This window comes from Pseudomonas sp. NCHU5216 (genome assembly GCF_052156495.1).
GTDB lineage: Bacteria > Pseudomonadota > Gammaproteobacteria > Pseudomonadales > Pseudomonadaceae > Aquipseudomonas.
The window spans coordinates 64278-86986 of sequence record NZ_JBQLIX010000022.1 but is presented as its reverse complement, the minus strand read 5'-3'; the positions used below and the strand labels follow the sequence as shown (position 1 = coordinate 86986).

Below are 22709 nucleotides of genomic sequence, written 5' to 3'. Positions count from 1 at the left end.
CCTTCAGGAGGCCGAACGTAGGCATTGCGCAGGGGGCGAGCGGCATGGATGCCGCGAGATACCGATGGCGGCCCCGCATAATGGGCCAGGGATGGCCCTTGTAAGCCGACCCCGGAACGGTACCGGAGTGAGGGAAGTCGAGCGAAGCATGACGGGGACGCCTAGTTCCGGATGGCGGGGGTGCGTTTCTTTTGTTTACTTTTCTTTGCGCTGGGCGGCAATCCGATTTCAAAGAAAAGTGAGTCGCCCGAGGGGGCGAAATAAGGAGTTTCCGAACACACCGTAGCGGCGTCCAGAACACCAAAAAAACACAAACTTGCCAGTCCAGTATCAAAACTGACTTCCCCAGATCCCAAGAGCGACAACGAAAAAGCCCCGCTTTCGCGGGGCTCCTCGTATCGCAACGCAGGGCGCTATCAGACGCCAGAGGCTTCGGCAGCCGCCACGTCCTTGATCGACAGCTTGATACGGCCGCGGTTGTCCACGTCCAGTACCAGTACCTTCACTTCCTGGCCTTCCTTCAGTACGTCGGTGACCTTCTCCACGCGCTGATCGCTCAGCATGGAGATGTGCACCAGACCGTCCTTGCCCGGCAGGATGTTGACGAAGGCGCCGAAGTCGACGATGCGCTCGACCTTGCCGACGTAGATCTTGCCGATCTCGGCTTCCGCGGTGATCGCCAGCACGCGCTGCTTGGCGGCGTCAGCGGCTTCCTTGGTTTCGCCGAAGATCTTGATCGAGCCATCGTCTTCGATGTCGATCGAGGCCTTGGTCTCTTCGCAGATGGCGCGGATGGTGGCGCCGCCCTTGCCGATGACGTCGCGGATCTTGTCCTGGTCGATCTTCATCGCCAGCATGGTCGGGGCATTGGCCGACAGCTCGGTGCGCGACTGGCTGATCACCTGGTTCATCTGGCCGAGGATGTTCAGACGAGCTTCCAGCGCCTGCTCCAGTGCCTGCTCCATGATCTCTTCGGTGATGCCCTGGATCTTGATGTCCATCTGCAGCGCGGTAACACCCTTGGCGGTACCGGCTACCTTGAAGTCCATGTCGCCCAGGTGGTCTTCGTCACCGAGGATGTCGGTCAGTACGGCGAATTTCTCACCTTCCAGCACCAGCCCCATGGCGATACCGGCGACCGGCGCCTTCATCGGCACGCCGGCGTCCATCAGCGCCAGGGAAGCGCCGCACACCGAAGCCATGGAGGACGAACCGTTGGACTCGGTGATTTCCGATACCACGCGGATGGTATAGGGGAACTCGTCACCCTTCGGCAGCATGGCGGCAACGCCACGACGGGCCAGACGGCCGTGACCGATTTCGCGGCGACCGGCACCGCCCATGCGGCCACACTCACCGACCGAGAACGGCGGGAAGTTGTAGTGCAGCATGAAGGCATCGCGCTTTTCGCCTTCCAGGGTGTCGAGCAGTTGCGCATCGCGAGCGGTGCCGAGGGTGGCAACGACCAGCGCCTGGGTTTCGCCACGGGTGAACAGGGCCGAGCCGTGGGTCTTGTCCAGTACGCCGACTTCGATTTTCAGCGGGCGCACGGTGCGGGTGTCGCGACCATCGATACGCGGCTTGCCGTCGACGATGTTCTGACGCACGGTGCGGTACTCGATCTCGCCGAAAGCGGCTTTGACTTCGTCGGCAGAGAACTTGCCTTCGCCTTCGCCGGCCAGGGCTGCGACGACTTCATCACGCAGCTCGCCCAGACGGTTGTAGCGATCCTGCTTGATGGTGATGGTGTAGGCCTGGCTGATGGCCTCGCCGAACTGGCTGCGGATGGCGTCCAGCAGCGGGGTGTTGGCGGCCGGAGCCTGCCAGTTCCAGGTCGGCTTGCCGGCTTCGGCGGCGAATTCCTTGACCGCCTGAATCACGGCCTGGAATTCCTGGTGGGCGAACAGCACGGCGCCGAGCATCTGGTCTTCGGTCAGCTCGTCAGCTTCGGATTCCACCATCAGTACGGCGGTCTCGGTACCGGCCACCACCATGTCCAGGCTGGAGGCCTGCAGTTGCTCGTAGTTGGGGTTGAGCAGGTAGCCGGTGTCCGGGTGGAAGGCCACGCGCGCAGCGCCGATCGGGCCGCTGAACGGGATGCCGGAAACGGCCAGGGCAGCGGAGGTACCGATCATCGCAGCGATGTCCGGATCGGTCTTCTTGCTGGTGGAAACGACGGTGCAGACAACCTGCACTTCGTTCATGAAACCTTCGGGGAACAGCGGGCGGATCGGACGGTCGATCAGGCGCGAGGTCAGAGTTTCCTTCTCGCTGGGGCGGCCTTCACGCTTGAAGAAGCCACCCGGAATCTTGCCGGCAGCGTAGGTCTTTTCCTGGTAGTGCACGGACAGCGGGAAGAAGCCCTTGCTCGGGTCGGCGCTCTTGGCACCGACCACGGTGACCAGCACGGTGACGTCATTGTCGACGGTCACCAGCACGGCGCCGCTGGCTTGACGGGCGATGCGGCCAGTCTCGAGGGTCACGGTCGACTGACCGAACTTGAATTGCTTGATTACCGGGTTCACGGTGTTTTCCTTCTCTTTGTTGCCTTGGGGGAAATTGGAAAGAAGCGCGGGAGTCGGACCCGATGCATCCCTCGAAAAGCCAAAAGCTGGAAGCCCAGCGCCCCGAGCTGAGGATCACTCCCCACTCGCGACGCCGAACTCCCAGCTTCCAACTTGTGCAGCTCGCGTCTATTAACGACGCAGGCCCAGGCGACCGATCAGGGCGCTGTAACGAGTGGTGTCCTTACCCTTGAGGTAATCCAGCAGCTTACGACGCTGGTTTACCATGCGGATCAGACCGCGACGGCTGTGGTGATCCTTGCCGTTGGCCTTGAAGTGGCCTTGCAGCTTGTTGATGTTGGCGGTCAGCAGGGCTACCTGCACTTCCGGGCTACCGGTGTCGCCTTCAGCTTGCTTGTACTCGTTTACGATCTGGGCTTTTTCTTCAACGCTGAGTGCCATGTTGGCTTCCTCTCATCTGGAAACTGCCGAAGCAGTCTCAATAGGCCGGGAATCGCTTCCCGTGTTTTAAAAAGAGGCATGACCGTGCCTACTAACAGCCACCCTCGTTACACCTGAGACGACTTCGTCACCCTCAGGCGTTCAGCCATTTCGGCCGAACCTTTCGGCGCTCACGCGCCAGTATTGATCAAGCGACGCGGTGCAATACGCCCATCGTCACTCACTTCACCGATGCCGATGAAACGACCATTGTGATCCTGCACCCGCAGCATGCCGAACTTCGGCGCCTCCGGCGCTCGCACCGGCTGCCCCTGCAGCCAGTAGAACGCGCTGTGCTCGGAGAGCTGCAGCAGCGGCCAGTCCTGCAACCCGGCGTCGACCGGCTGCAGGAAGCGATCCAGCGCCGCACTACCGCCTTCGGCATGTACCGCTTCCAGTTCTTCCAGGGTCACGGTACGCGACAGGTCGAACGGGCCGGCCTTGGTGCGGCGCAACTGCGCCACGTGGGCGCCACAACCGAGCAGTTGGCCGAGATCCTCGACCAGGGTGCGAATGTAGGTGCCTTTGCTGCAGTCCACCGACAGACGCGCCTGCTCGCCCTCGAGGGCCAGCAATTCCAGGCGCGCAATAGTAACAGAACGCGCTTCGCGCTCCACTACTTCCCCTGCACGGGCCAGCTTGTAGAGGGGCTGTCCGTCCTTCTTCAGGGCCGAGTACATCGGCGGTATCTGCTTGATTTCCCCGCGAAAACGCGGCAACAGCGCTTCGATTTCGCTGCGACCAACGGTCACCGGGCGGCGTTCGAGCACATCACCTTCGGCATCGCCGGTGGTGGTGGTCACGCCAAGCTGGGCGACGGTCTCGTAGCCCTTGTCAGCATCGAGCAGGTACTGGGAGAACTTGGTCGCCTCACCGAAGCACAGCGGCAACACGCCGGTGGCCAGCGGGTCGAGGCTGCCGGTGTGCCCGGCCTTCTCGGCGTTGAGCAGCCAACGCACCTTCTGCAGGGCCGCGTTGGAGGTGAAGCCGAGGGGTTTGTCGAGCAGGATGATGCCATCGACCTTGCGACGAATACGTTTGACCTGCGCCACGCTCAGTCCTCACCGCCATCCTGGTGCTTGCGATCTTCCGCCACCGCACGCTCGATCAGCGCCGACAGCTCGGCACCACGGCGAATGCTGGCGTCATATTGGAAGTGCAGTTGCGGGACGGTACGCACCTTCATCGACTTGCCCAGCAGCATGCGCAGGTAGCCGGCCGCCTCGGAGAGAATCTCCAGGTTGAGCTTGATCTGCTCGGCATCGTCGTCCTTGCCCATGACAGTGATGAACACCTTGGCATGGGACAGGTCGCGGCTGACGTCCACTGCGGTGATGGTCACCAGGCCCAGGCGCGGATCCTTGATCTCGCGCTGGATCAGCGTCGCCAGTTCGCGTTGCATCTGATCGCCGATACGCTGGGTACGGCTGTAATCTTTGGCCATAAAAGCTGCCTCAAGCTTCAAGCTCTAAGCTTCAAGCTAAAAAATACCAAAAAGCCAAACGGCAAGCTCAACAGGTGGGCCAGGCCACCTCCTGAAGCTTGCCGCTTGAGGCTTGCAGCTGTGTTTACAGGCTGCGCGCCACCTGAACCTTCTCGAACACCTCGATCTTGTCGCCGACCTTGACGTCGTTGTAGCTCTTCACGCCGATACCGCACTCCATGCCGTTACGCACTTCGGCGACGTCGTCCTTGAAGCGACGCAGCGATTCCAGCTCGCCCTCGAAGATCACCACGTCCTCGCGCAGTACGCGGATCGGACGGTTGCGGTAAACGGTACCCTCGATGACCATGCAGCCAGCGACAGCGCCGAACTTCGGCGAACGGAACACGTCACGCACTTCGGCGGTGCCCAGGATGTTCTCGCGAACGTCGCTGCCGAGCATGCCGGTGAGGGCCTTCTTGACGTCTTCGATGATGTCGTAGATGACGTTGTAGTAGCGCATGTCGAGGCCTTCGGACTCGACGATCTTGCGCGCACCGGCGTCAGCACGAACGTTGAAGCCGAACAGCACGGCATTGGAAGCCAGCGCCAGGTTGGCATCGGACTCGGTGATACCACCGACGCCGCCACCGACCACACGCACTTGCACTTCGTCGTTGCCCAGGGTGCTGAGCGAGCCTTGCAGGGCTTCCAGAGAACCACGCACGTCGGCCTTGAGGACGATGTTGAGGGTCTTCTTCTCTTCCTGGCCCATGTTCTCGAAGATGTTTTCCAGCTTGCCGGCGTGGGCACGAGCCAGTTTGACCTCGCGGAACTTGCCCTGACGGAACAGTGCGACTTCGCGGGCCTTCTTCTCGTCGGCCACCACCATCATCTCGTCACCGGCATCCGGGGTGCCATCGAGGCCGAGGATCTCGACCGGGATGGACGGGCCGGCTTCCTTGATCGGCTTGCCGTTCTCGTCGAGCATGGCGCGCACGCGGCCATAGTTGACGCCGACCAGCACCATGTCGCCCTGACGCAGGGTACCGTCCTGCACCAGCACGGTGGCCACCGGGCCACGGCCCTTGTCCAGACGGGATTCGACCACCACGCCACGGCCAGGCGCCGACGGCATGGCGGTGAGTTCGAGCACCTCGGCCTGCAGCAGCACGGCCTCGAGCAGTTCGTCGATGCCGGTACCGGCCTTGGCGGAAACCGGGACGAAGGGTGCGTCGCCGCCCCACTCTTCCGGAATCACGTCCAGTGCGGCCAGGCCGTTCTTGATGTTGTCCGGATTGGCTTCCGGCTTGTCCATCTTGTTCACCGCAACCACGATGGGTACACCAGCCGCTTTCGCGTGCTGCACGGCTTCCTGGGTCTGCGGCATCACGCCGTCGTCAGCAGCGACGACGAGGATGACGATGTCGGTGGCCTTGGCACCACGGGCACGCATCTGAGTAAACGCGGCGTGACCGGGGGTGTCGAGGAAGGTGATCATGCCGCGATCGGTTTCCACGTGGTAGGCACCGATGTGCTGGGTGATACCACCGGCCTCGCCGGATGCCACCTTGGCACGACGGATGTAGTCGAGCAGGGACGTCTTGCCGTGGTCGACGTGACCCATCACGGTCACCACCGGCGCACGGTGAATGGCTTCACCCTCGTACTTCAGGGACTCGGCCAGTTGCTCTTCCAGGGCGTTGTCGCTGACCAGCTTGACCTTGTGGCCGAACTCTTCGGCGACCAGTTGCGCGGTTTCCTGATCCAGCACCTGGTTGATGGTCACCGGAGTGCCCATCTTGAACATGAACTTGACGATTTCCGCACCCTTGATGGCCATTTGCTGGGCCAGATCGGAAACGGTGATGGTCTCGCCAATGGACACGTCGCGCACGATCGGGCCAGTCGGGCTCTGGAAGCCGTGCTGGTTGCGCTTCTTCATCTTGGCCTTGCCACGACCGCCACGACGGAAGCCATCGCTCTCTTCGTCGACGCTACGCGGCGCAACGCGAGGTGCCGGCGCCTTCTCCTTGAGGGTCGGGCGATGCTGGGCGTGCTTGCGCTCGCGACGCTCGTCCTCGTCGCTGCGCGCCTTCTCGGGGCGACGCACTTCTTCCTTCTTGCGCTCGACCTCGATCACCGGAGCGGCGACGGTGGCCACCGGCTCGCTGGCCGCTGCCGGAGTGGCAGCCGGCGCCGCCGGGGCCGCGGCAGCAGCTTCGGCCGCCTGACGTTTGGCCTCTTCTTCGGCCTTGCGCTTGGCTTCTTCCTCGGCCTTCAGGCGCGCGGCCTCGGCTTCGGCGCGCTGAGCCTCGAGCTCGCGCTGCTTCTCGGCTTCGAGCTCTTCCGGGCTGCGCTTGACGAAGGTCTTCTTCTTGCGCACTTCCACGCTGATGGTCTTGCTGCCAGCCACGCGCAAGGTGCTGGTGGTCTTGCGCTGCAAGGTGATCTTGCGCGGCTCTTCGACCTTCTTGTCGCCGTGACTGCTCTTGAGGTGAGCAAGCAAGGCTTGCTTCTCACTATCGGTTACCACTTGTTCGGCGCTGCTGTGGGACAGGCCAGCTTCACGCATCTGCTGCAGCAGGCGTTCGACCGGGGTGTCGACCACTTTGGCCAGTTCTTTCACCGTGACTTGCGTCATGCATCTTTCTCCTCAGGCCGCAACCGCTTACTCGAACCAATGGGCTCGGGCGGCCATGATCAGCTTGCCGGCACGCTCTTCGTCGATGCCGTCGATGTCGAGCAAGTCGTCGATCGACTGCTCGGCCAGGTCTTCACGGGTAATCACGCCGCGCAGCGCCAGCTCCAGAGCCAGCGCCTTGTCCATACCCTCGACTTCCAGCAGGTCATCCGCTGGATGGGCATCGGCCAACTTCTCCTCGTTGGCGATCGCCTTGGTCAGCAGACGATCCTTGGCTCGCGCGCGCAGCTCGTTGACGATCTCCTCGTCGAAGCCATCGATGCTGAGCATTTCTTCCATGGGTACGTAGGCAATCTCCTCGAGACTGGTGAAACCCTCTTCGACCAGGACTTGGGCCAGTTCTTCGTCGACTTCCAGCTCGTCGATGAAGGACTGCATGATGTCGCCGGTTTCAGCCTGTTGCTTGGCCTGAATGTCGGCTTCGGTCATGACGTTCAGCGTCCAGCCAGTCAACTGACTGGCCAGGCGCACGTTCTGGCCACCACGACCGATGGCCTGAGCCAGGTTGTCCGCCGCCACGGCGATATCCATGGCGTGGGCGTCTTCGTCGACGATGATCGCCGCCACTTCGGCCGGCGACATGGCGTTGATGACGAATTGCGCGGGGTTGTCGTCCCACAGCACGATGTCCACGCGCTCACCGCCCAGCTCGCCGGAAACGGCCTGCACGCGCGAACCGCGCATGCCGATGCAGGCACCCTGCGGGTCGATGCGCTTGTCCTTGGAACGTACGGCGATCTTGGCGCGCGAACCCGGATCACGGGAGGCGCCCTTGACCTCGATCAGGCCTTCGGCGATTTCCGGCACTTCGATGCGGAACAGCTCGATCAGCATTTCCGGCGCGGTACGCGACAGGATCAGTTGCGGGCCACGATTCTCGGTGCGGATTTCCTTGAGCAGGGCACGCAGACGTACACCGACGCGGAAAGTCTCGCGGGCGATGATGTCTTCACGGGCCAGCAGTGCTTCGGCATTGTTGCCCAGATCGACGATGACGCTGTCGCGGGTGACCTTCTTCACGGTACCGGAGATGATCTCGCCCAAACGCTCGCGATAGGCGTCGACCACCTGTGCACGCTCGGCCTCGCGCACCTTCTGCACGATGACCTGCTTGGCGGTTTGCGCGGCGATACGGCCGAACTCGATGGACTCGATCTTCTCTTCGAGCACGTCACCGATCTTGGCGTTGGCCTCGACGGCCTGCGGCATGTCGTCGGTCAGTTGGTAGGCCGGATCCTCGAACTCCGATTCGTCGACCACGGTCCAGCGACGGAAGGTTTCGTAGCTACCGTTCTGACGATTGATCGACACACGCAGGTCGACCTCGTCCTCGAAACGCTTCTTGGTAGCGGTCGCCAGAGCCAGCTCCAGCGCCTCGAAAATCACGCCGGCCGGTACACCTTTTTCGTTGGATACCGACTCAACAACTAGCAGTACTTCTTTGCTCATCGTACGCCTCGCCTTTCGCAATCCATTGGATCCACGCAACCCACGCCACTTTCACGCCACTGGCGCCAAGTTCGTGCGGTGTCGCGCTGTGTTCGCGCAATCTGCATTGCCGCCTGCTCGCCCCGTGATCCTGCGCAGAATGCCTGCAGGCAAGGGCTGGTAGGGCAACGCGGGATGCGCGTCTCAATCAAATCGGGGGATGATATTGGCCTTGTCGATCAGATCGATCGGCAACAGGTACTCGTGGTCATCCACCTGTACCACCACGTCCTGCTCCTCCACACCACGGAGAAGGCCCTGAAAGTTGCGGCGCCCCTCGAAGGGCGAACGCAGCTTGATCTTTGCCTGCTCACCGACATGCGCCGCGAACTGTTCCAGCGTGAACAGCGGCCGATCCATGCCAGGAGAGGAAACTTCCAGGGTGTACTCCGAGGCAATCGGATCCTCGACATCCAGTACACCACTGAGCTGACGGCTGACGATCTCGCAATCGTCGATGAGGATGCCATCGGCTTTGTCGATATAGACACGCAGCAGCGAATGACGCCCCTGCGACAGGAACTCGATGCCCCAGCATTGATAGCCAAGCGCTTCGACTACCGGGGCCAACAAGGCCTGCAACTGTTCTAGCTTGCTCGACACTTAACGGCCCTCGTGCATGCTGTGCAAATAAAAAATGGGCGAAACGCCCATCCCTTCAAACCGCTCATTATCTTGGCGGACGATATCTTCCAGCTAGCAAAAGGCCCCTTAAAAGGGGCCTGCTGAAACTGGTTGCGGGGGCAGGATTTGAACCTACGACCTTCGGGTTATGAGCCCGACGAGCTACCAGACTGCTCCACCCCGCGCCAAAGCTGGGCCGAAATTATAAGGCTGCCCCCTTCGAGGGTCAACCAACACTCCGAAAAACAAGAAAGCCCGCGAACTGCGGGCCTTCTTGAGTATGGTACCGAGGAGGGGACTCGAACCCCTACAGCCTATGGCCACTACCACCTCAAGGTAGCGTGTCTACCAATTCCACCACCTCGGCAAAACGGTTACTGCTTTGGAGCCTCCGGCACGTCCGACGCATCGGATGCAGGTGCCTTCTGCTCTTCGAGCACCGGCACATCTTCTGCTGCCGGTTTTTGCTGGACTTCCAGAACCGCTGGATCTGGCAGACCAACTTGAGTCAATGCTTCAGCTTTTTCTTTAGCAAAGAACGCTAAACCCAAGCTGGTAATGAAAAAAGCTGCGGCGAGTATACCAGTAAACTTACTCAGAAAGGTAGAGGAACCTTGGCTTCCGAATACAGTTGCCGAAGCACCAGCACCGAAAGAAGCACCTGCATCAGCACCCTTGCCCTGCTGCAACAGCACCAGCGCCACAATACCGATCGCACCCATCAGGTGCAGAACCACTACGACTGTTTCCAGCATTGTTCAGTTTCCTGCAGCGCGACAGATCGCGCCGAATTCATCCGCATTCAGAGAGGCTCCACCCACAAGCCCCCCATCGATATCCTGCATGCCGAACAACTCGGCTGCACTGGCGGCCTTGACGCTGCCGCCATAAAGAATTCTCAGCCCGTTCGCCACGCCTGCATCCAATCGCGCAACCTGTGCGCGGATGGCGGCATGCACTTCCTGAGCCTGCTCGGGCGTAGCGGTCAAGCCGGTGCCGATGGCCCAGACAGGCTCATAGGCTACGACGGCATTTGCAAGCGAGCCGACACCCAGGGCGTCGATCACTGCAGCCAACTGGCCGCCCACCACACTCAGCGTTGCATTCGACTCACGCTGCTCACGGGTTTCACCGAGACAGAGCACGGGGATCAAACCCGCTGCCTGCACTGCGGCGAACTTGCGCACGATCAGGTCGTCGCTTTCACCCAGAATCAGGCGACGCTCGGAATGACCCACCAACACCAGCTCACAACCGGCATCAGCCAGTTGAGAGGTCGCCAGCTCGCCAGTCAGGGCACCCTGCTCGGCCTGCGCCGCGCAATCCTGCGCCCCGACCTTCACCCCCTTGCCTGCCAGCGCCGCGATGACCTGGGCAACATGCAGACTGGGGGGAAATACCGCGACGTCGACATCAACAGGCAACACCTGCTGACGCAGCCCTTCGATCAGCTCTGCGACGCTGGCGCGGGTACCGTGCATTTTCCAGTTACCAGCAACCAAGGGGCGACGCATGCTTTACCTCGTCGATCAAAGAGGGCGCAGATGTTACCCAAGAGCCCAGCGCGTAGCAAGCTCAATCACGCGCATACTTCGGCAACAATCTTAGCCAATTCATCGGCATAGCCTTGCACCTGCGCTTCGTCGTCACCTTCGACCATGACCCGCAGCAACGGCTCGGTGCCGGACTTGCGCAGCAGCACGCGGCCACGCCCGGCCATGCGCTCGGTCACCCGCGCGCAGGCTTCCTTCACCGACGGGTGCTCCAGCGGGTCGAGGTCACCGGAAAAGCGCACGTTGATCAGCACTTGCGGGCATTTCTTCACGCCCATGCGCGCTTCGGCCAGCGACTGGTCACGACGCTTGAGCGCCACCAGTACCTGCAGCGCGGCGATGATGGCATCGCCGGTGGTGGTGTGCTGGAAGCACACCAGGTGGCCGGAATTCTCGCCGCCAAGCAACCAGTTGCGCGCCTGCAGCTCGGCGATCACGTAGCGGTCGCCCACCTTGGCGCGCACGAAGGGCACGTTCAGCTCCGCCAGGGCCAGCTCCAGGCCCAGATTGCTCATCAGTGTGCCGACCACACCGCCATGCAGGCGCCCGCGCTCCTGCAGGTCGCGGGCGATGATGAACAACAGCTCATCGCCATCGACCACGGTGCCGGTGTGATCCACCATCAGCACGCGATCGGCATCGCCATCGAAGGCAATGCCAAGGTCGGCCCCCTGGGCCAGCACCTCGGCCTGCAGGCCAGCGATATGGGTGGAACCGCATTCGTGGTTGATGTTGAGGCCATCCGGCTGGGCCGCCATCACCTTGACCTCGGCTCCCAGCTCACGGAACACCGCCGGGGCGACCTTGTAGGCCGCGCCATGGGCGCAGTCGACCACGATCTTCAGATGACGGAAGCTGGTGCCGGTGGGTACGCTGCCCTTGCAGAACTCGATGTAGCGCCCAGAGGCATCGTTGATGCGCGACGCCTTGCCGATCGCCGCCGACTCCACCACGGTCATCGGCTGATCGAGCAGTTCCTCGATCATCAGCTCGACATCGTCGGGCAGCTTGGTGCCTTCGCTGGAGAAGAACTTGATGCCATTGTCGTCGTGCGGGTTGTGCGAGGCACTGATGACGATGCCGGCATCGGCCTGGAAGGTGCGCGTCAGATAGGCGATGGCCGGCGTCGGCATGGGGCCGAGCAACTGCACGTCGGCACCGGCAGAGGCCAGGCCCGCTTCCAGCGCGGACTCGAACATGTAGCCGGAAATACGCGTGTCCTTGCCGATCAAAATACGGCACTTACCCTGCTTGCGAAACGCCATGCCGGCGGCCCAACCCAGCCTGAGCACGAACTCGGGAGTGATGGGAAACTCACCGACACGGCCACGAATGCCATCGGTGCCGAAATACTTTCTAGCCATAACGCGTTCCTTCTTGTTGCTTATTGCGCTGCCTGCACCGCAGCGATCATGCGCACCACGTCCACCGTCTCGGCGACATCGTGCACACGCAAAATATGTGCGCCCTTGGTCAGTGCCAGGGCCGCCAATGCCAGACTGCCATACAACCGCCCGCCGACTTCATGACCGAGCACCTTGCCGATCATGCTCTTGCGCGACACGCCCACCAGCAGGGGCCGGCCCAGCGCATGCAACTGCTCCATGCGTTGAAACAGCGAGAGATTATGCTCCAGGGTCTTGGCAAAACCGAAGCCAGGGTCGAGCACGATACGCTCGGCCGGGATGCCCGCTGCGGCGCACGCCGCCATGCGCTCGACGAGAAAATCCTGCACCTCGACGAGGATATCCGGATAGCGTGGATCGTCCTGCATGTTGCCGGGCTCGCCACGCATGTGCATCAGACACACGGGTAAGCCGGTATCGGCAGCGGCGTCCAGCGCACCATCACGCTGCAACGAGCGCACGTCGTTGATCAGCCCGGCGCCAAGTCGCGCACTCTCGCGCATCACCGCCGGCGTCGAAGTATCCACGGAAACGATCACGTCCAGCTCGCGAGCAATGGCCTCGACCACCGGAGCGACCCGCTCCAGCTCTTCGGTGGGCGAAACCGGACGGGCACCGGGGCGGGTCGATTCGCCACCGACATCGATCAGCGAGGCGCCGGCCTTGGCCATGGCCTCGGCATGCCGAAGCGCCGCATCGCGCTGAGCGAAGCGGCCACCATCGGAAAAGGAGTCGGGGGTAACGTTGAGAATCCCCATCACTTGTGGACGGGTCAAATCAAGAAGCCGGCTACCACAGGGTAGCCGGCTCGGCAGTTGCACATCGGACATCGATGAACCTTAGTGTTCGGCAGCAGGGCCGCCAATCGGCGCCTCGGGACGGGTACCTTCATCCGGCTTGGCTTGCGGCTTACCGGAATCGCCACCACCCCAACCACGCGGCTCACGGGGCACGCGACCATTCATGATGTCGTCGATCTGCTCGGAGTCGATGGTCTCGTACTTCATCAGCGCTTCAGCCATGGCGTCCAGCTTGTCGCGATTCTCCACCAGCAACTGCTTGGCGGTGGCGTAGCACTCGTCGATGATGCGGCGCACCTCTTCATCGATCAGCTTGGCGGTTTCGCCGGAGACGTTGCTGTTCTGGCTGCCCATACTGCGACCGAGGAACACTTCGCCCTCCTCTTCGGCATACATCAGCGGGCCGAGCTTCTCGGACAGGCCCCACTTGGTGACCATGTTCTTGGCCAGCTGGGTGGCGCGCATGATGTCGTTCGACGCGCCGGTGGTGACACCGTCGAAGCCCAGGGTCATTTCCTCGGCGATACGACCACCGAACAGCGAGCAGATCTGGCTGATCAGGGCGCGCTTGCTCAGGCTGTAGCGATCCTCTTCCGGCAGGAACATGGTCACACCCAGAGCACGACCACGCGGGATGATGGAGACCTTGTAGACCGGGTCATGCTCGGGCACCAAACGCCCGACGATGGCGTGGCCGGCTTCGTGGAAGGCGGTGTTGAGCTTTTCCTTGTCGGACATGACCATGGTCTTGCGCTCGGCGCCCATCATGATCTTGTCTTTGGCCAGCTCGAACTCGGCCATTTCCACCAGGCGCTTGCCAGCACGGGCGGCGAACAGCGAAGCCTCGTTGACCAGGTTGGCCAGGTCGGCACCGGAGAAGCCCGGCGTACCGCGGGCGATCACCGCCGCATTGACGTCGTCACCCATCGGCACCTTGCGCATGTGCACTTTGAGGATCTGCTCGCGACCGCGGATATCCGGCAGGCCAACCACCACCTGACGGTCGAAACGGCCGGGGCGCAGCAGCGCCGGGTCAAGCACGTCCGGGCGGTTGGTGGCGGCGATGACGATGATGCCATCGTTCATCTCGAAGCCGTCCATCTCTACCAGCAACTGGTTGAGGGTCTGCTCGCGCTCGTCGTGACCGCCGCCCATGCCGGCGCCGCGGTGGCGACCGACGGCGTCGATCTCGTCGATGAAGATGATGCAGGGCGCGTGCTTCTTGGCCTGATCGAACATGTCACGCACGCGGGAGGCGCCCACGCCGACGAACATCTCGACGAAGTCGGAGCCGGAAATGGTGAAGAACGGCACCTTGGCCTCACCGGCCACGGCCTTGGCCAGCAAGGTCTTGCCGGTACCAGGCGAGCCGACCATCAGCACACCGCGCGGGATACGCCCACCCAGGCGCTGGAACTTGCCCGGGTCGCGGAGGAATTCCACCAGCTCGCTGACCTCTTCCTTGGCCTCGTCGCAACCGGCAACGTCGGCGAAGGTGGTCTTGACCTGATCTTCGGAGAGCAGGCGCGCCTTGGACTTGCCGAAGCTCATCGGCCCGCCCTTGCCGCCAGCACCGCCCTGCATCTGGCGCATGAAGAACATGAACACCGCGATGATCACCAGGATCGGGAAGCTGGCCACCAGCAACTGCGTCCAGATGCTCTGCTGCTCCGGCTGCTTGCCTTCGATGACCACGTTGTTGTCGATCAGGTCACCGATCAGGCCACCATCCTGGATGGCCGGACGAATGGTCTTGAAACCTTCGCCATCGGTGCGTTTGCCGGTAATCACGTAGCCGTCGACGGTGACGCGCTCGACGCGCCCTTCCTTGACCTGCTCGATAAACTGCGAGTAGCTCAGGGTCTGCGGCTCGTTGGGGCTGGAGAAATTGTTCATCACGGTGACCAGCACGGCCGCGATGATCAGCCACAGGATGAGATTCTTTGCCATGTCGTTCAATTAGCTACCCTCTGAAGCAGGCCTCGTGGCGAAGCAGGCTTCCCATGACGACCAATGATATACCGCCTAACTTACACCAAACGCCCGCGTCCCGCAGGCACCGTCTGTAACCCTTTATGCGACTTGCCAGCATCAGACCGGCGCAAGGCCGCCCCGTTTCAACTCAGCCCCCACGAAAGCCACGGGCCAGCAGGTACTGCTCGCGGGAACGGTCACGGGAAGACAGCGGCTTGCGCATCTGCACCTTCTCGAAGCTCTCCCGCACCTGCTTGTGGTAAAGGTCGAAGCCTTCACCCTGGAAAATCTTGATGAGAAAATCGCCACCTGGGCGCAGCACGCGGCTGGCCAGATCCAGCGCCAGTTCGCACAGGTACATGGCGCGCGGCTGATCGGCCGCCCTTACCCCACTCATATTGGGGGCCATGTCGGAAATAACAAGGTCGACCGGATTTTCCCCGATGGCTTCGAGAATGCGCGCGAACACGGCGTCATCGGTGAAGTCACCCTGAATGAAGGCCACATCGGGAATGCTGTCCATCTCCAGGATGTCGGAGGCGATCAGCCGCCCCTTGTCGCCGATCACCCGGCTGGTGACCTGCGACCAACCACCCGGAGCAGCGCCCAGGTCGACCACGGTCATGCCGGGGCGCAGGATGCGATCCTTCTCCTGGATCTCCAGCAGCTTGTAGCTGGCGCGCGAACGATAGCCGTCCTTCTGCGCCATCTTCACGTAGGGATCGTCGAAATGCTCTTTCAGCCAACGCGGGCTGGTCTTGGAACGTGCCACTGCAACCTCGGATTCAACGGGTCATGAATAACGGCGCGGGGTCGGGTAAGATAGGCGCCGATTTTCCAGACCGAATTAGGTATTAACGATTATGCCGCTCACTCAAGAGCAGAAGAAACAATTCAAATCTATCGGCCACCACCTGAAACCTGTATTGATCGTGGCCGACAATGGTTTGACCGAAGGCGTGCTGGGCGAGCTCGAGCGCGCGCTGAGCGATCACGAACTGATCAAGGTGCAACTGCGCCTCGCCGAGCGTGAAGACCGCCAGGCCGCCATCAGCGCCCTGTGCGAGGCCAGCAAGGCCGAGCTGGTGCAGTCGATCGGCAAGGTCGCCCTGCTCTATCGCAAGAACCCCAAGCCGAACCGCAACCTGTCCAACGTCATTCGTCATCAGGGTTGAAGCGGCTGCAAGCTGCAAGCTGCAAGCTGCAAGACGAATGGTCGCCCCCTACAAGCTGCAAGCAAATCAGGATTCGCGCTCTGCCGCTCGATTGGCAAGCGCTACGCGCTTTTACTTGAAGCTTGTGGCTTGCGGCTTATAGCTGCTCTTCCCCGGCACAGGTTGCAGCACCAGCAACAACCCGCAAAAGGCCATCACCAGATAGCTGAAGCGTAGCCAGTAGTCGGCCTCGGGCCAGTACTGGCGCACCAGCAGATGGCTCAGCGCCATGGCGGCAACGGTCAGCAGCAGTTGGCCGCGCATATCGCGCCAGAAACCGGCAAGCCCCTCCACGCGTAACAGCGCAAAAGCCTGCACTGCCACACAGACAGCCGCCAGGCCAATCAGCAGCGGCGTCAGTTGCGCGGAAATGTCCTGCACCAGCAGCGGCGCCAGCCCGGTCTGGCCAATGGCCGGCAGGATGACGAACTGCAACACCCACAGGCCGCCGACCCAGAGGGTCTGGGCCAACTGCCAACTGACGGCAGTGGCCCGTGACGGCTGTTGCGGCTTAAATGTGGCGGACTTCGACAATCTCGTACTCGACCAGGCCGCTGGGGGTCTGCACGCCGACCACGTCACCTTCGCTCTTGCCCACCAGGGCACGGGCGATGGGTGAGCCGACGGAGATCTTGCCTTGCTTGATGTCGGCTTCGTCTTCGCCAACGATCTGGTAGGTCACGCTTTCGTCGGTCTCGACGTTGGCGATTTCCACGGTGGTGCCGAAGATCACCTTGCCGGTGTGCTCGATAGTGGTGACATCGATGATCACCGCATTCTGCAGGCGACCTTCGATATCACGCACACGCGCCTCGACCATGCCCTGCTCCTCACGGGCGGCATGGTATTCGGCATTTTCCTTGAGATCGCCCAGCTCACGGGCCTCGGCGATCGCCTGGCTCAGTGCCGGACGACGCACCTTGGTCAGGTGCGCCAGCTCTTCTTCCAGGGCGCGAGCGCCCTGGACGGTCATGGGGTACTTGTTCATGCCTTGATTCCTGCATGCAGATCCTGCAGCCGGCGCACGGTCTTCTCAGGACCGAACTTGAGCGCCTCACAGACCGCCTGCCCCGCCGCGATGGTGGTGGTGCAGTAGATCTTGTGCTGCAGGGCGTTACGACGGATCGAGTAGGAGTCAGCGATGGACTGACGCCCCTCGGTGGTATTGATGATCAGGGTGACTTCGTCGTTCTTGATCATGTCGACCACGTGCGGACGACCTTCGGTCACCTTGTTCACGCGGCGCACCGGCAGGCCAGCGGCCTCGATCACCTTGGCGGTACCGGCGGTGGCCACCACCTCGAAGCCGAGACTGACCAGATCGCGCGCGACCTGCACGGCCTCGGCCTTGTCATCCTCACGCACGCTGATGAAAGCGACGCCGGCGTTCGGCAGGATTTCGCTGGCACCGACCTGGGCCTTGGCGAAGGCTTCGCCGAAGCTGTCGCCGACGCCCATCACCTCACCGGTAGATTTCATCTCCGGGCCGAGGATCGGGTCGACGCCCGGGAACTTGGCGAAGGGGAACACCGCTTCCTTGACGCTGTAGAAAGGCGGGATGATCTCTTCGGTATAGCCCACTTCGGCCAGGGTCTTGCCGGCCATGACGCGCGCCGCCACCTTGGCCAGCGACTCGCCGACGCATTTGGAGACGAAGGGCACGGTACGCGAGGCGCGCGGGTTCACTTCGATGACGTAGATGTCCTCGCCCTGCACGGCCATCTGCACGTTCATCAGGCCGACCACGCCGAGCTCCAGGGCCATCTTCTTGACCTGCTCGCGGATCTCGTCCTGGATGTGCGCCGGCAGCGAGTACGGCGGCAGCGAGCAGGCGGAGTCACCGGAGTGCACGCCGGCCTGCTCGATGTGCTGCATGATGGCGCCGATGACCACGATTTCGCCGTCGCTGACCGCATCCACGTCCACTTCGATGGCGCAGTTGAGGAAGCGATCCAGCAGCACCGGGCTGTCGTTGGACACCTTCACCGCTTCGCGCATGTAGCGCTTGAGTTCTTCTTCCTGGTAGACGATTTCCATCGCTCGGCCGCCCAGTACGTAGGACGGACGCACCACCATCGGGTAGCCGATGTTCTTCGACAGGGCCAGGGCTTCGTCTTCGCTGCGCGCGGTGGCGTTGGCCGGCTGACGCAGGTTCAGGCGCTGCACCATCTGCTGGAAGCGCTCGCGGTCTTCGGCGCGGTCGATGGCCTCGGGGCTGGTGCCGATGATCGGCACGCCGGCCTCTTCCAGGGCGCGGCAGATCTTCAGCGGGGTCTGGCCGCCGTACTGGACGATGACGCCTTTGGGCTGCTCGACGCGGACGATCTCCAGCACGTCTTCCAGGGTCACCGGCTCGAAGTACAGGCGGTCGGAAGTGTCGTAGTCGGTGGAAACGGTTTCCGGGTTGCAGTTGACCATGATGGTTTCAAAGCCGTCTTCACGCATGGCCAGCGCCGCGTGCACGCAGCAATAGTCGAATTCGATGCCCTGGCCGATACGGTTGGGGCCGCCGCCGAGAATCATGATCTTCTCGCGGCTCGACGGGTTGGCCTCGCACTCTTCCTCGTAGGTCGAGTACATGTAGGCGGTGTCGGTGGCGAATTCGGCGGCGCAGGTGTCGACGCGCTTGTACACCGGCAGCACTTTCAGCTTGTGACGGTGCGCACGCAGGCTCTTCTCGGAAACGCCCAGCAGCTTGGCCAGACGCGCATCGGAGAAGCCCTTGCGCTTGAGCTTGAACATCAGCTCAAAGTCGATGGCAGACAGACCCAGGGTCTGCACGGTGGCTTCGTCCTTGATCAGATCCTCGATCTGCACCAGGAACCACTCGTCGATGCGGGTCAGCTCGAATACTTCGGCGACAGTCTTGCCAGCGCGGAAGGCATCGGCCACGTACCAGATACGGTCGGCGCTGGGCACGGTCAGCTCGCGCTTGAGGATGCTCTCGGCTTCCGGGTCGTTGAGGTCGAGTTTCGGGTCGAAGCCGGCAACGCCGACTTCCAGGCCGCGCAGAGCTTTCTGCACCGACTCCTGGAAGGTACGACCGATGGCCATGACCTCACCGACGGACTTCATCTGGGTGGTCAGGCGGGCGTCGGCCTTGGGGAACTTCTCGAAGGCGAAGCGCGGAACCTTGGTCACCACGTAGTCGATGGCCGGCTCGAAGGACGCCGGGGTACGACCGCCAGTGATGTCGTTGGACAGCTCGTCGAGGGTGTAACCCACTGCAAGCTTGGCGGCGATCTTGGCGATGGGGAAGCCGGTGGCCTTGGAGGCCAGTGCCGAGGAACGCGACACGCGCGGGTTCATCTCGATCACCACCATGCGCCCGGTGTTCGGGCAGATGCCGAACTGCACGTTGGAGCCGCCGGTTTCCACACCGATCTCACGCAGCACCGCCAGGGAGGCGTTGCGCATGATCTGGTATTCCTTGTCGGTCAGGGTCTGCGCCGGGGCCACGGTGATGGAGTCGCCGGTGTGCACGCCCATGGGGTCGAAGTTCTCGATGGAGCAGACGATGATGCAGTTGTCCTTCTTGTCGCGGACCACCTCCATCTCGTATTCCTTCCAGCCGATCAGCGATTCGTCGATCAGCAGCTCGTTGGTCGGCGACAGATCCAGACCACGGGCGCAGATTTCCTCGAACTCTTCACGGTTGTAGGCGATACCGCCGCCGGTGCCGCCCATGGTGAAGCTGGGGCGGATGATGCAGGGGAAGCCCACCTGCTCCAGCACGCCGTAGGCTTCTTCCATGCTGTGGGCGATACCCGAACGCGGGCAGGCCAGGCCGATGTCCTTCATCGCCTTGTCGAAGCGCGAACGGTCTTCGGCCTTGTCGATGGTGTCGGCGTTGGCACCGATCATCTCGACGCCGAATTTCTCCAGCACGCCGTGGCGCTCCAGATCCAGCGCGCAGTTCAGCGCGGTCTGGCCGCCCATGGTCGGCAGCAGTGCGTCCGGGCGCTCCTTCTCGATGATCTTGGCCACGGTGGCCCACTTGATCGGCTCGATGTAGGTGGCGTCGGCCATGGCCGGGTCGGTCATGATGGTGGCCGGGTTGGAGTTCACCAGAATGACGCGGAAACCTTCTTCCTTCAGCGCCTTGCACGCCTGGGCGCCGGAGTAGTCGAACTCGCAGGCCTGGCCGATGACGATGGGGCCGGCGCCGAGGATCAGGATGCTTTTGATATCTGTACGTTTTGGCATGGTCTTCTCGAATTCTCTGCTCGGCGGGCTTAGCGGCGTTTGGCCATCTCATTGATGAAACGGTCGAACAGCGGCGCAACGTCGTGCGGGCCTGGGCTGGCTTCCGGGTGACCCTGGAAGCTGAAAGCGGCCTTGTCGGTTCGTTCGATGCCCTGCAGGGTGCCATCGAACAGCGACTTGTGAATCGGCCGCACATTGCTCGGCAGGCTGCTCTCGTCCACAGCGAAACCGTGGTTCTGGCTGGTGATCATCACCACGCCGGAATCCAGATCCTGTACCGGGTGGTTGGCGCCATGGTGGCCGTGGCCCATCTTGACGGTCTTGGCACCGGAGGCCAGGGCCAGAAGCTGGTGGCCGAGGCAGATGCCGAACACCGGCAGATCGGTTTCCAGGATTTCCTTGATCGCCTTGATCGCGTAGTCGCACGGCTCGGGGTCGCCAGGCCCGTTGGACAGGAACACGCCATCGGGATTGAGTGCCAGCACTTCACTGGCCGGCGTCTGCGCCGGTACCACGGTCAGGCGGCAGCCGCGAGCGACCAGCATGCGCAGGATGTTCAGCTTCACGCCGTAGTCGTAGGCCACCACATGGTATGGCAGCTCCTCGGCCGAGATCAGCGGGTGGCTGTCGCTTTCCAGGTTCCACACACTGGAGCGCCATTCGTAGGGTTTGGCGCAGGTGACTTCCTTGGCCAGATCCATGCCTTTGAGGCCCGGGAAACTGCGCGCCAACTCCAGCGCCTTCTCTTCGGTGGCATCGTCACCAACCAGAATGCAGCCGTTCTGCGAGCCCTTCTCACGCAGGATGCGGGTCAGGCGGCGAGTGTCGATACCGGCGATGGCGACGGTGCCGTTCGCTTTCAGGTATTCGTCCAGCGGCTGCTTGTCGCGCCAGCTACTGGAAATCAGCGGCAGGTCGCGAATGATCAGGCCGGCCGCCCACACACTGCAGGACTCGCCGTCTTCCGGGGTGGTGCCGGTATTGCCGATGTGCGGATAGGTCAGGGTGACGATCTGCTGGGCATAGGACGGATCGGTGAGAATTTCCTGATAGCCGGTCATGGCGGTGTTGAACACCACCTCTCCGATCGTCTGGCCATCGGCCCCGATGGAATCGCCGCGAAAAATGCTGCCGTCAGCAAGGGCCAAAATGGCAGGTTTGGGGGCTGGCTTAGTCAAGAAGACCTCCGTCTCGAACAAGGCTTGAAGCAAACGCAGGTTGTAAAAAAGCGGGATGACGTGTGAAGGTCATCCCGCTTTTTTATTTGAGCCATTCTGCGTAACTTTTAGTGGACACACTAAAACAGGAAGCTTACAGGAAAAGCCTTTTTCGGTCCACCCGAATTCCAAGCTGCAATACGGATGGCCGCCCCCTGCAAGCTCATCAGCGCAAAAGTCCGCCCTGGGTCGTCAAGCCCTTACTTGCAGCTTGTCGCTTGAGGCTTGCCGCTCACCTCAGCCCCAACACGTCCTGCATGTCATACAGCGCGGCATCACGTCCGGCCAGCCACAGTGCCGAACGCACGGCGCCCTTGGCGAAGGTCATGCGACTGGAGGCCTTGTGGGTGATCTCCACGCGCTCGCCGTCGGCGGCGAATAGTACGGTGTGATCGCCCACCACGTCGCCGGCACGCACGGTGGCGAAGCCGATGGTTTCACGCTCACGCGCGCCGGTCTGGCCTTCGCGACCGTAGACGGCGACCTTCTGCAGATCACGCCCCAGCGCGTCGGCGACCACCTCCCCCATACGCAGCGCGGTGCCGGACGGTGCGTCGACCTTGTGCCGGTGGTGAGCTTCGATGATCTCGATATCCACGTCATCGCCCAGCACACGGGCAGCGGTATCCAGCAGCTTCAGGCATAGGTTGACGCCCACGCTGAAGTTGGCAGCGAAGACGATGGGAATCTGCTTGGCCGCGTCGCTCAGTTGCTGCTTCTCTTCCACAGTAAAACCTGTGGTGCCAATGACCATGGCCTTGCCGGCCTGACGGCAGACTTCCAGATTCTTCAGGGTCACCGATGGATGGGTGAAGTCGATCAGCACGTCGAAGTCATCGACCACCGTCGCCAGGTCACCCACCAGGGTCACGCCGATCTTGCCAAGGCCGACCAGCTCACCGGCGTCGGCGCCAATCAGGCTGCTGTCGGCGCGGTCGATGGCCGCGCTGAGCCTGGCGCCCTCGGCCTGGCTGACGGCCTCGATCAGGGTCTTGCCCATGCGCCCGGCGGCGCCCATCACTGCGATACGTTGCATAGCATCAGCTCCAAGCTGCAAGCCTCAAGCTACAAGCCAAGCGCAATACCTCTTGCAGC

The 22709-nt window shown here is 62.2% G+C and carries 19 protein-coding genes and 2 tRNA genes; 1 reads left to right on the top strand and 20 read right to left on the bottom strand.

Features of this window, described 5'->3' with window-relative positions; translation table 11 throughout:
- Window positions 1-416: 416 nt before the first annotated feature.
- The 15 genes from pnp to rlmE form a co-directional block, all read right to left on the bottom strand.
- Complete coding sequence (gene pnp / locus ACSVIK_RS16300) at window positions 417-2525, bottom strand: polyribonucleotide nucleotidyltransferase (RefSeq protein ID WP_442445298.1); 2109 nt, start codon at window positions 2523-2525, stop codon at window positions 417-419.
- A gap of 171 nt (window positions 2526-2696) precedes the next feature.
- Window positions 2697-2966, bottom strand: coding sequence for a 30S ribosomal protein S15 (rpsO, locus tag ACSVIK_RS16295; RefSeq protein ID WP_003240577.1), 270 nt, complete (start codon window positions 2964-2966; stop codon window positions 2697-2699).
- Between the two features lie 170 nt (window positions 2967-3136).
- Complete coding sequence (gene truB / locus ACSVIK_RS16290; RefSeq protein ID WP_442445297.1) at window positions 3137-4057, bottom strand: tRNA pseudouridine(55) synthase TruB; 921 nt, start codon at window positions 4055-4057, stop codon at window positions 3137-3139.
- A gap of 2 nt (window positions 4058-4059) precedes the next feature.
- A complete protein-coding gene (rbfA, locus tag ACSVIK_RS16285; protein WP_442445296.1) occupies window positions 4060-4449 on the bottom strand; it encodes a 30S ribosome-binding factor RbfA in 390 nt (129 codons plus the stop codon).
- Between the two features lie 124 nt (window positions 4450-4573).
- Window positions 4574-7072 carry a translation initiation factor IF-2 gene (gene infB, locus ACSVIK_RS16280; RefSeq protein ID WP_442445295.1) on the bottom strand — a complete coding sequence of 833 codons (2499 nt, stop codon included), beginning with the start codon at window positions 7070-7072 and terminating at the stop codon, window positions 4574-4576.
- Window positions 7073-7099: 27 nt separating this feature from the next.
- A complete protein-coding gene (gene nusA, locus ACSVIK_RS16275; protein ID WP_442445294.1) occupies window positions 7100-8581 on the bottom strand; it encodes a transcription termination factor NusA in 1482 nt (493 codons plus the stop codon).
- A gap of 183 nt (window positions 8582-8764) precedes the next feature.
- Window positions 8765-9223, bottom strand: coding sequence for a ribosome maturation factor RimP (gene rimP / locus ACSVIK_RS16270; RefSeq protein WP_442445293.1), 459 nt, complete (start codon window positions 9221-9223; stop codon window positions 8765-8767).
- 129 nt (window positions 9224-9352) lie between these two features.
- Window positions 9353-9429 (bottom strand) — tRNA-Met (locus ACSVIK_RS16265).
- A gap of 96 nt (window positions 9430-9525) precedes the next feature.
- Window positions 9526-9611: transfer RNA gene (locus ACSVIK_RS16260), tRNA-Leu, on the bottom strand.
- 7 nt (window positions 9612-9618) lie between these two features.
- Window positions 9619-9999: a preprotein translocase subunit SecG gene (secG, locus tag ACSVIK_RS16255; protein WP_268181609.1), complete on the bottom strand. Its 381-nt coding sequence runs from the start codon at window positions 9997-9999 to the stop codon at window positions 9619-9621.
- A 3-nt stretch (window positions 10000-10002) separates the two neighbouring features.
- Window positions 10003-10758, bottom strand: a complete 756-nt coding sequence (gene tpiA, locus ACSVIK_RS16250; RefSeq protein ID WP_442445292.1) for a triose-phosphate isomerase — start codon at window positions 10756-10758, stop codon at window positions 10003-10005.
- 65 nt (window positions 10759-10823) lie between these two features.
- Window positions 10824-12161 (bottom strand): phosphoglucosamine mutase, encoded by a 1338-nt coding sequence (glmM, locus tag ACSVIK_RS16245; protein ID WP_442445291.1) that lies wholly within the window; start codon window positions 12159-12161, stop codon window positions 10824-10826.
- 20 nt (window positions 12162-12181) lie between these two features.
- Entirely contained in the window at window positions 12182-13033 is an 852-nt protein-coding gene (gene folP, locus ACSVIK_RS16240; protein ID WP_442445290.1) for a dihydropteroate synthase, read from the bottom strand.
- Between the two features lie 9 nt (window positions 13034-13042).
- Window positions 13043-14953, bottom strand: coding sequence for an ATP-dependent zinc metalloprotease FtsH (gene ftsH, locus ACSVIK_RS16235; protein ID WP_442445289.1), 1911 nt, complete (start codon window positions 14951-14953; stop codon window positions 13043-13045).
- Window positions 14954-15125: 172 nt separating this feature from the next.
- Complete coding sequence (rlmE, locus tag ACSVIK_RS16230) at window positions 15126-15749, bottom strand: 23S rRNA (uridine(2552)-2'-O)-methyltransferase RlmE (RefSeq protein ID WP_442445288.1); 624 nt, start codon at window positions 15747-15749, stop codon at window positions 15126-15128.
- A 91-nt stretch (window positions 15750-15840) separates the two neighbouring features.
- On the opposite strand from rlmE, the gene yhbY reads away from it, so the two are divergent.
- Window positions 15841-16152: a ribosome assembly RNA-binding protein YhbY gene (gene yhbY / locus ACSVIK_RS16225; protein WP_442445287.1), complete on the top strand. Its 312-nt coding sequence runs from the start codon at window positions 15841-15843 to the stop codon at window positions 16150-16152.
- A gap of 111 nt (window positions 16153-16263) precedes the next feature.
- Here yhbY and ACSVIK_RS16220 read toward each other — a convergent pair whose 3' ends face one another.
- From ACSVIK_RS16220 to dapB, 5 genes are all read right to left on the bottom strand, one after another.
- Window positions 16264-16725: a DUF4149 domain-containing protein gene (locus ACSVIK_RS16220; RefSeq protein ID WP_442445286.1), complete on the bottom strand. Its 462-nt coding sequence runs from the start codon at window positions 16723-16725 to the stop codon at window positions 16264-16266.
- Window positions 16703-17179, bottom strand: a complete 477-nt coding sequence (gene greA, locus ACSVIK_RS16215) for a transcription elongation factor GreA (protein ID WP_024309422.1) — start codon at window positions 17177-17179, stop codon at window positions 16703-16705. The genes ACSVIK_RS16220 and greA overlap by 23 nt, the downstream gene beginning before the upstream one ends.
- Window positions 17176-20397 (bottom strand): carbamoyl-phosphate synthase large subunit, encoded by a 3222-nt coding sequence (gene carB / locus ACSVIK_RS16210; RefSeq protein ID WP_442445285.1) that lies wholly within the window; start codon window positions 20395-20397, stop codon window positions 17176-17178. The genes greA and carB overlap by 4 nt, the downstream gene beginning before the upstream one ends.
- Window positions 20398-20426: 29 nt before the next feature.
- Window positions 20427-21575 carry a glutamine-hydrolyzing carbamoyl-phosphate synthase small subunit gene (gene carA, locus ACSVIK_RS16205; protein ID WP_442445284.1) on the bottom strand — a complete coding sequence of 383 codons (1149 nt, stop codon included), beginning with the start codon at window positions 21573-21575 and terminating at the stop codon, window positions 20427-20429.
- Between the two features lie 271 nt (window positions 21576-21846).
- Window positions 21847-22650 carry a 4-hydroxy-tetrahydrodipicolinate reductase gene (dapB, locus tag ACSVIK_RS16200; protein ID WP_277373927.1) on the bottom strand — a complete coding sequence of 268 codons (804 nt, stop codon included), beginning with the start codon at window positions 22648-22650 and terminating at the stop codon, window positions 21847-21849.
- Window positions 22651-22709 lie beyond the last annotated feature (59 nt).

Excerpts from the sequence above, each read along its gene's own strand:
- yhbY (WP_442445287.1), top strand. The coding sequence starts at position 15,841 with ATGCCGCTCACTCAAGAGCAGAAGAAACAATTCAAATCTATCGGCCAC.
- secG (WP_268181609.1), bottom strand. The coding sequence starts at position 9,999 with ATGCTGGAAACAGTCGTAGTGGTTCTGCACCTGATGGGTGCGATCGGT.
- greA (WP_024309422.1), bottom strand. The coding sequence starts at position 17,179 with ATGAACAAGTACCCCATGACCGTCCAGGGCGCTCGCGCCCTGGAAGAA.
- infB (WP_442445295.1), bottom strand. The coding sequence starts at position 7,072 with ATGACGCAAGTCACGGTGAAAGAACTGGCCAAAGTGGTCGACACCCCG.
- rpsO (WP_003240577.1), bottom strand. The coding sequence starts at position 2,966 with ATGGCACTCAGCGTTGAAGAAAAAGCCCAGATCGTAAACGAGTACAAG.
- rbfA (WP_442445296.1), bottom strand. The coding sequence starts at position 4,449 with ATGGCCAAAGATTACAGCCGTACCCAGCGTATCGGCGATCAGATGCAA.
- tpiA (WP_442445292.1), bottom strand. The coding sequence starts at position 10,758 with ATGCGTCGCCCCTTGGTTGCTGGTAACTGGAAAATGCACGGTACCCGC.
- dapB (WP_277373927.1), bottom strand. The coding sequence starts at position 22,650 with ATGCAACGTATCGCAGTGATGGGCGCCGCCGGGCGCATGGGCAAGACC.
- nusA (WP_442445294.1), bottom strand. The coding sequence starts at position 8,581 with ATGAGCAAAGAAGTACTGCTAGTTGTTGAGTCGGTATCCAACGAAAAA.
- glmM (WP_442445291.1), bottom strand. The coding sequence starts at position 12,161 with ATGGCTAGAAAGTATTTCGGCACCGATGGCATTCGTGGCCGTGTCGGT.
- carB (WP_442445285.1), bottom strand. The coding sequence starts at position 20,397 with ATGCCAAAACGTACAGATATCAAAAGCATCCTGATCCTCGGCGCCGGC.
- ftsH (WP_442445289.1), bottom strand. The coding sequence starts at position 14,953 with ATGGCAAAGAATCTCATCCTGTGGCTGATCATCGCGGCCGTGCTGGTC.
- folP (WP_442445290.1), bottom strand. The coding sequence starts at position 13,033 with ATGTCCGATGTGCAACTGCCGAGCCGGCTACCCTGTGGTAGCCGGCTT.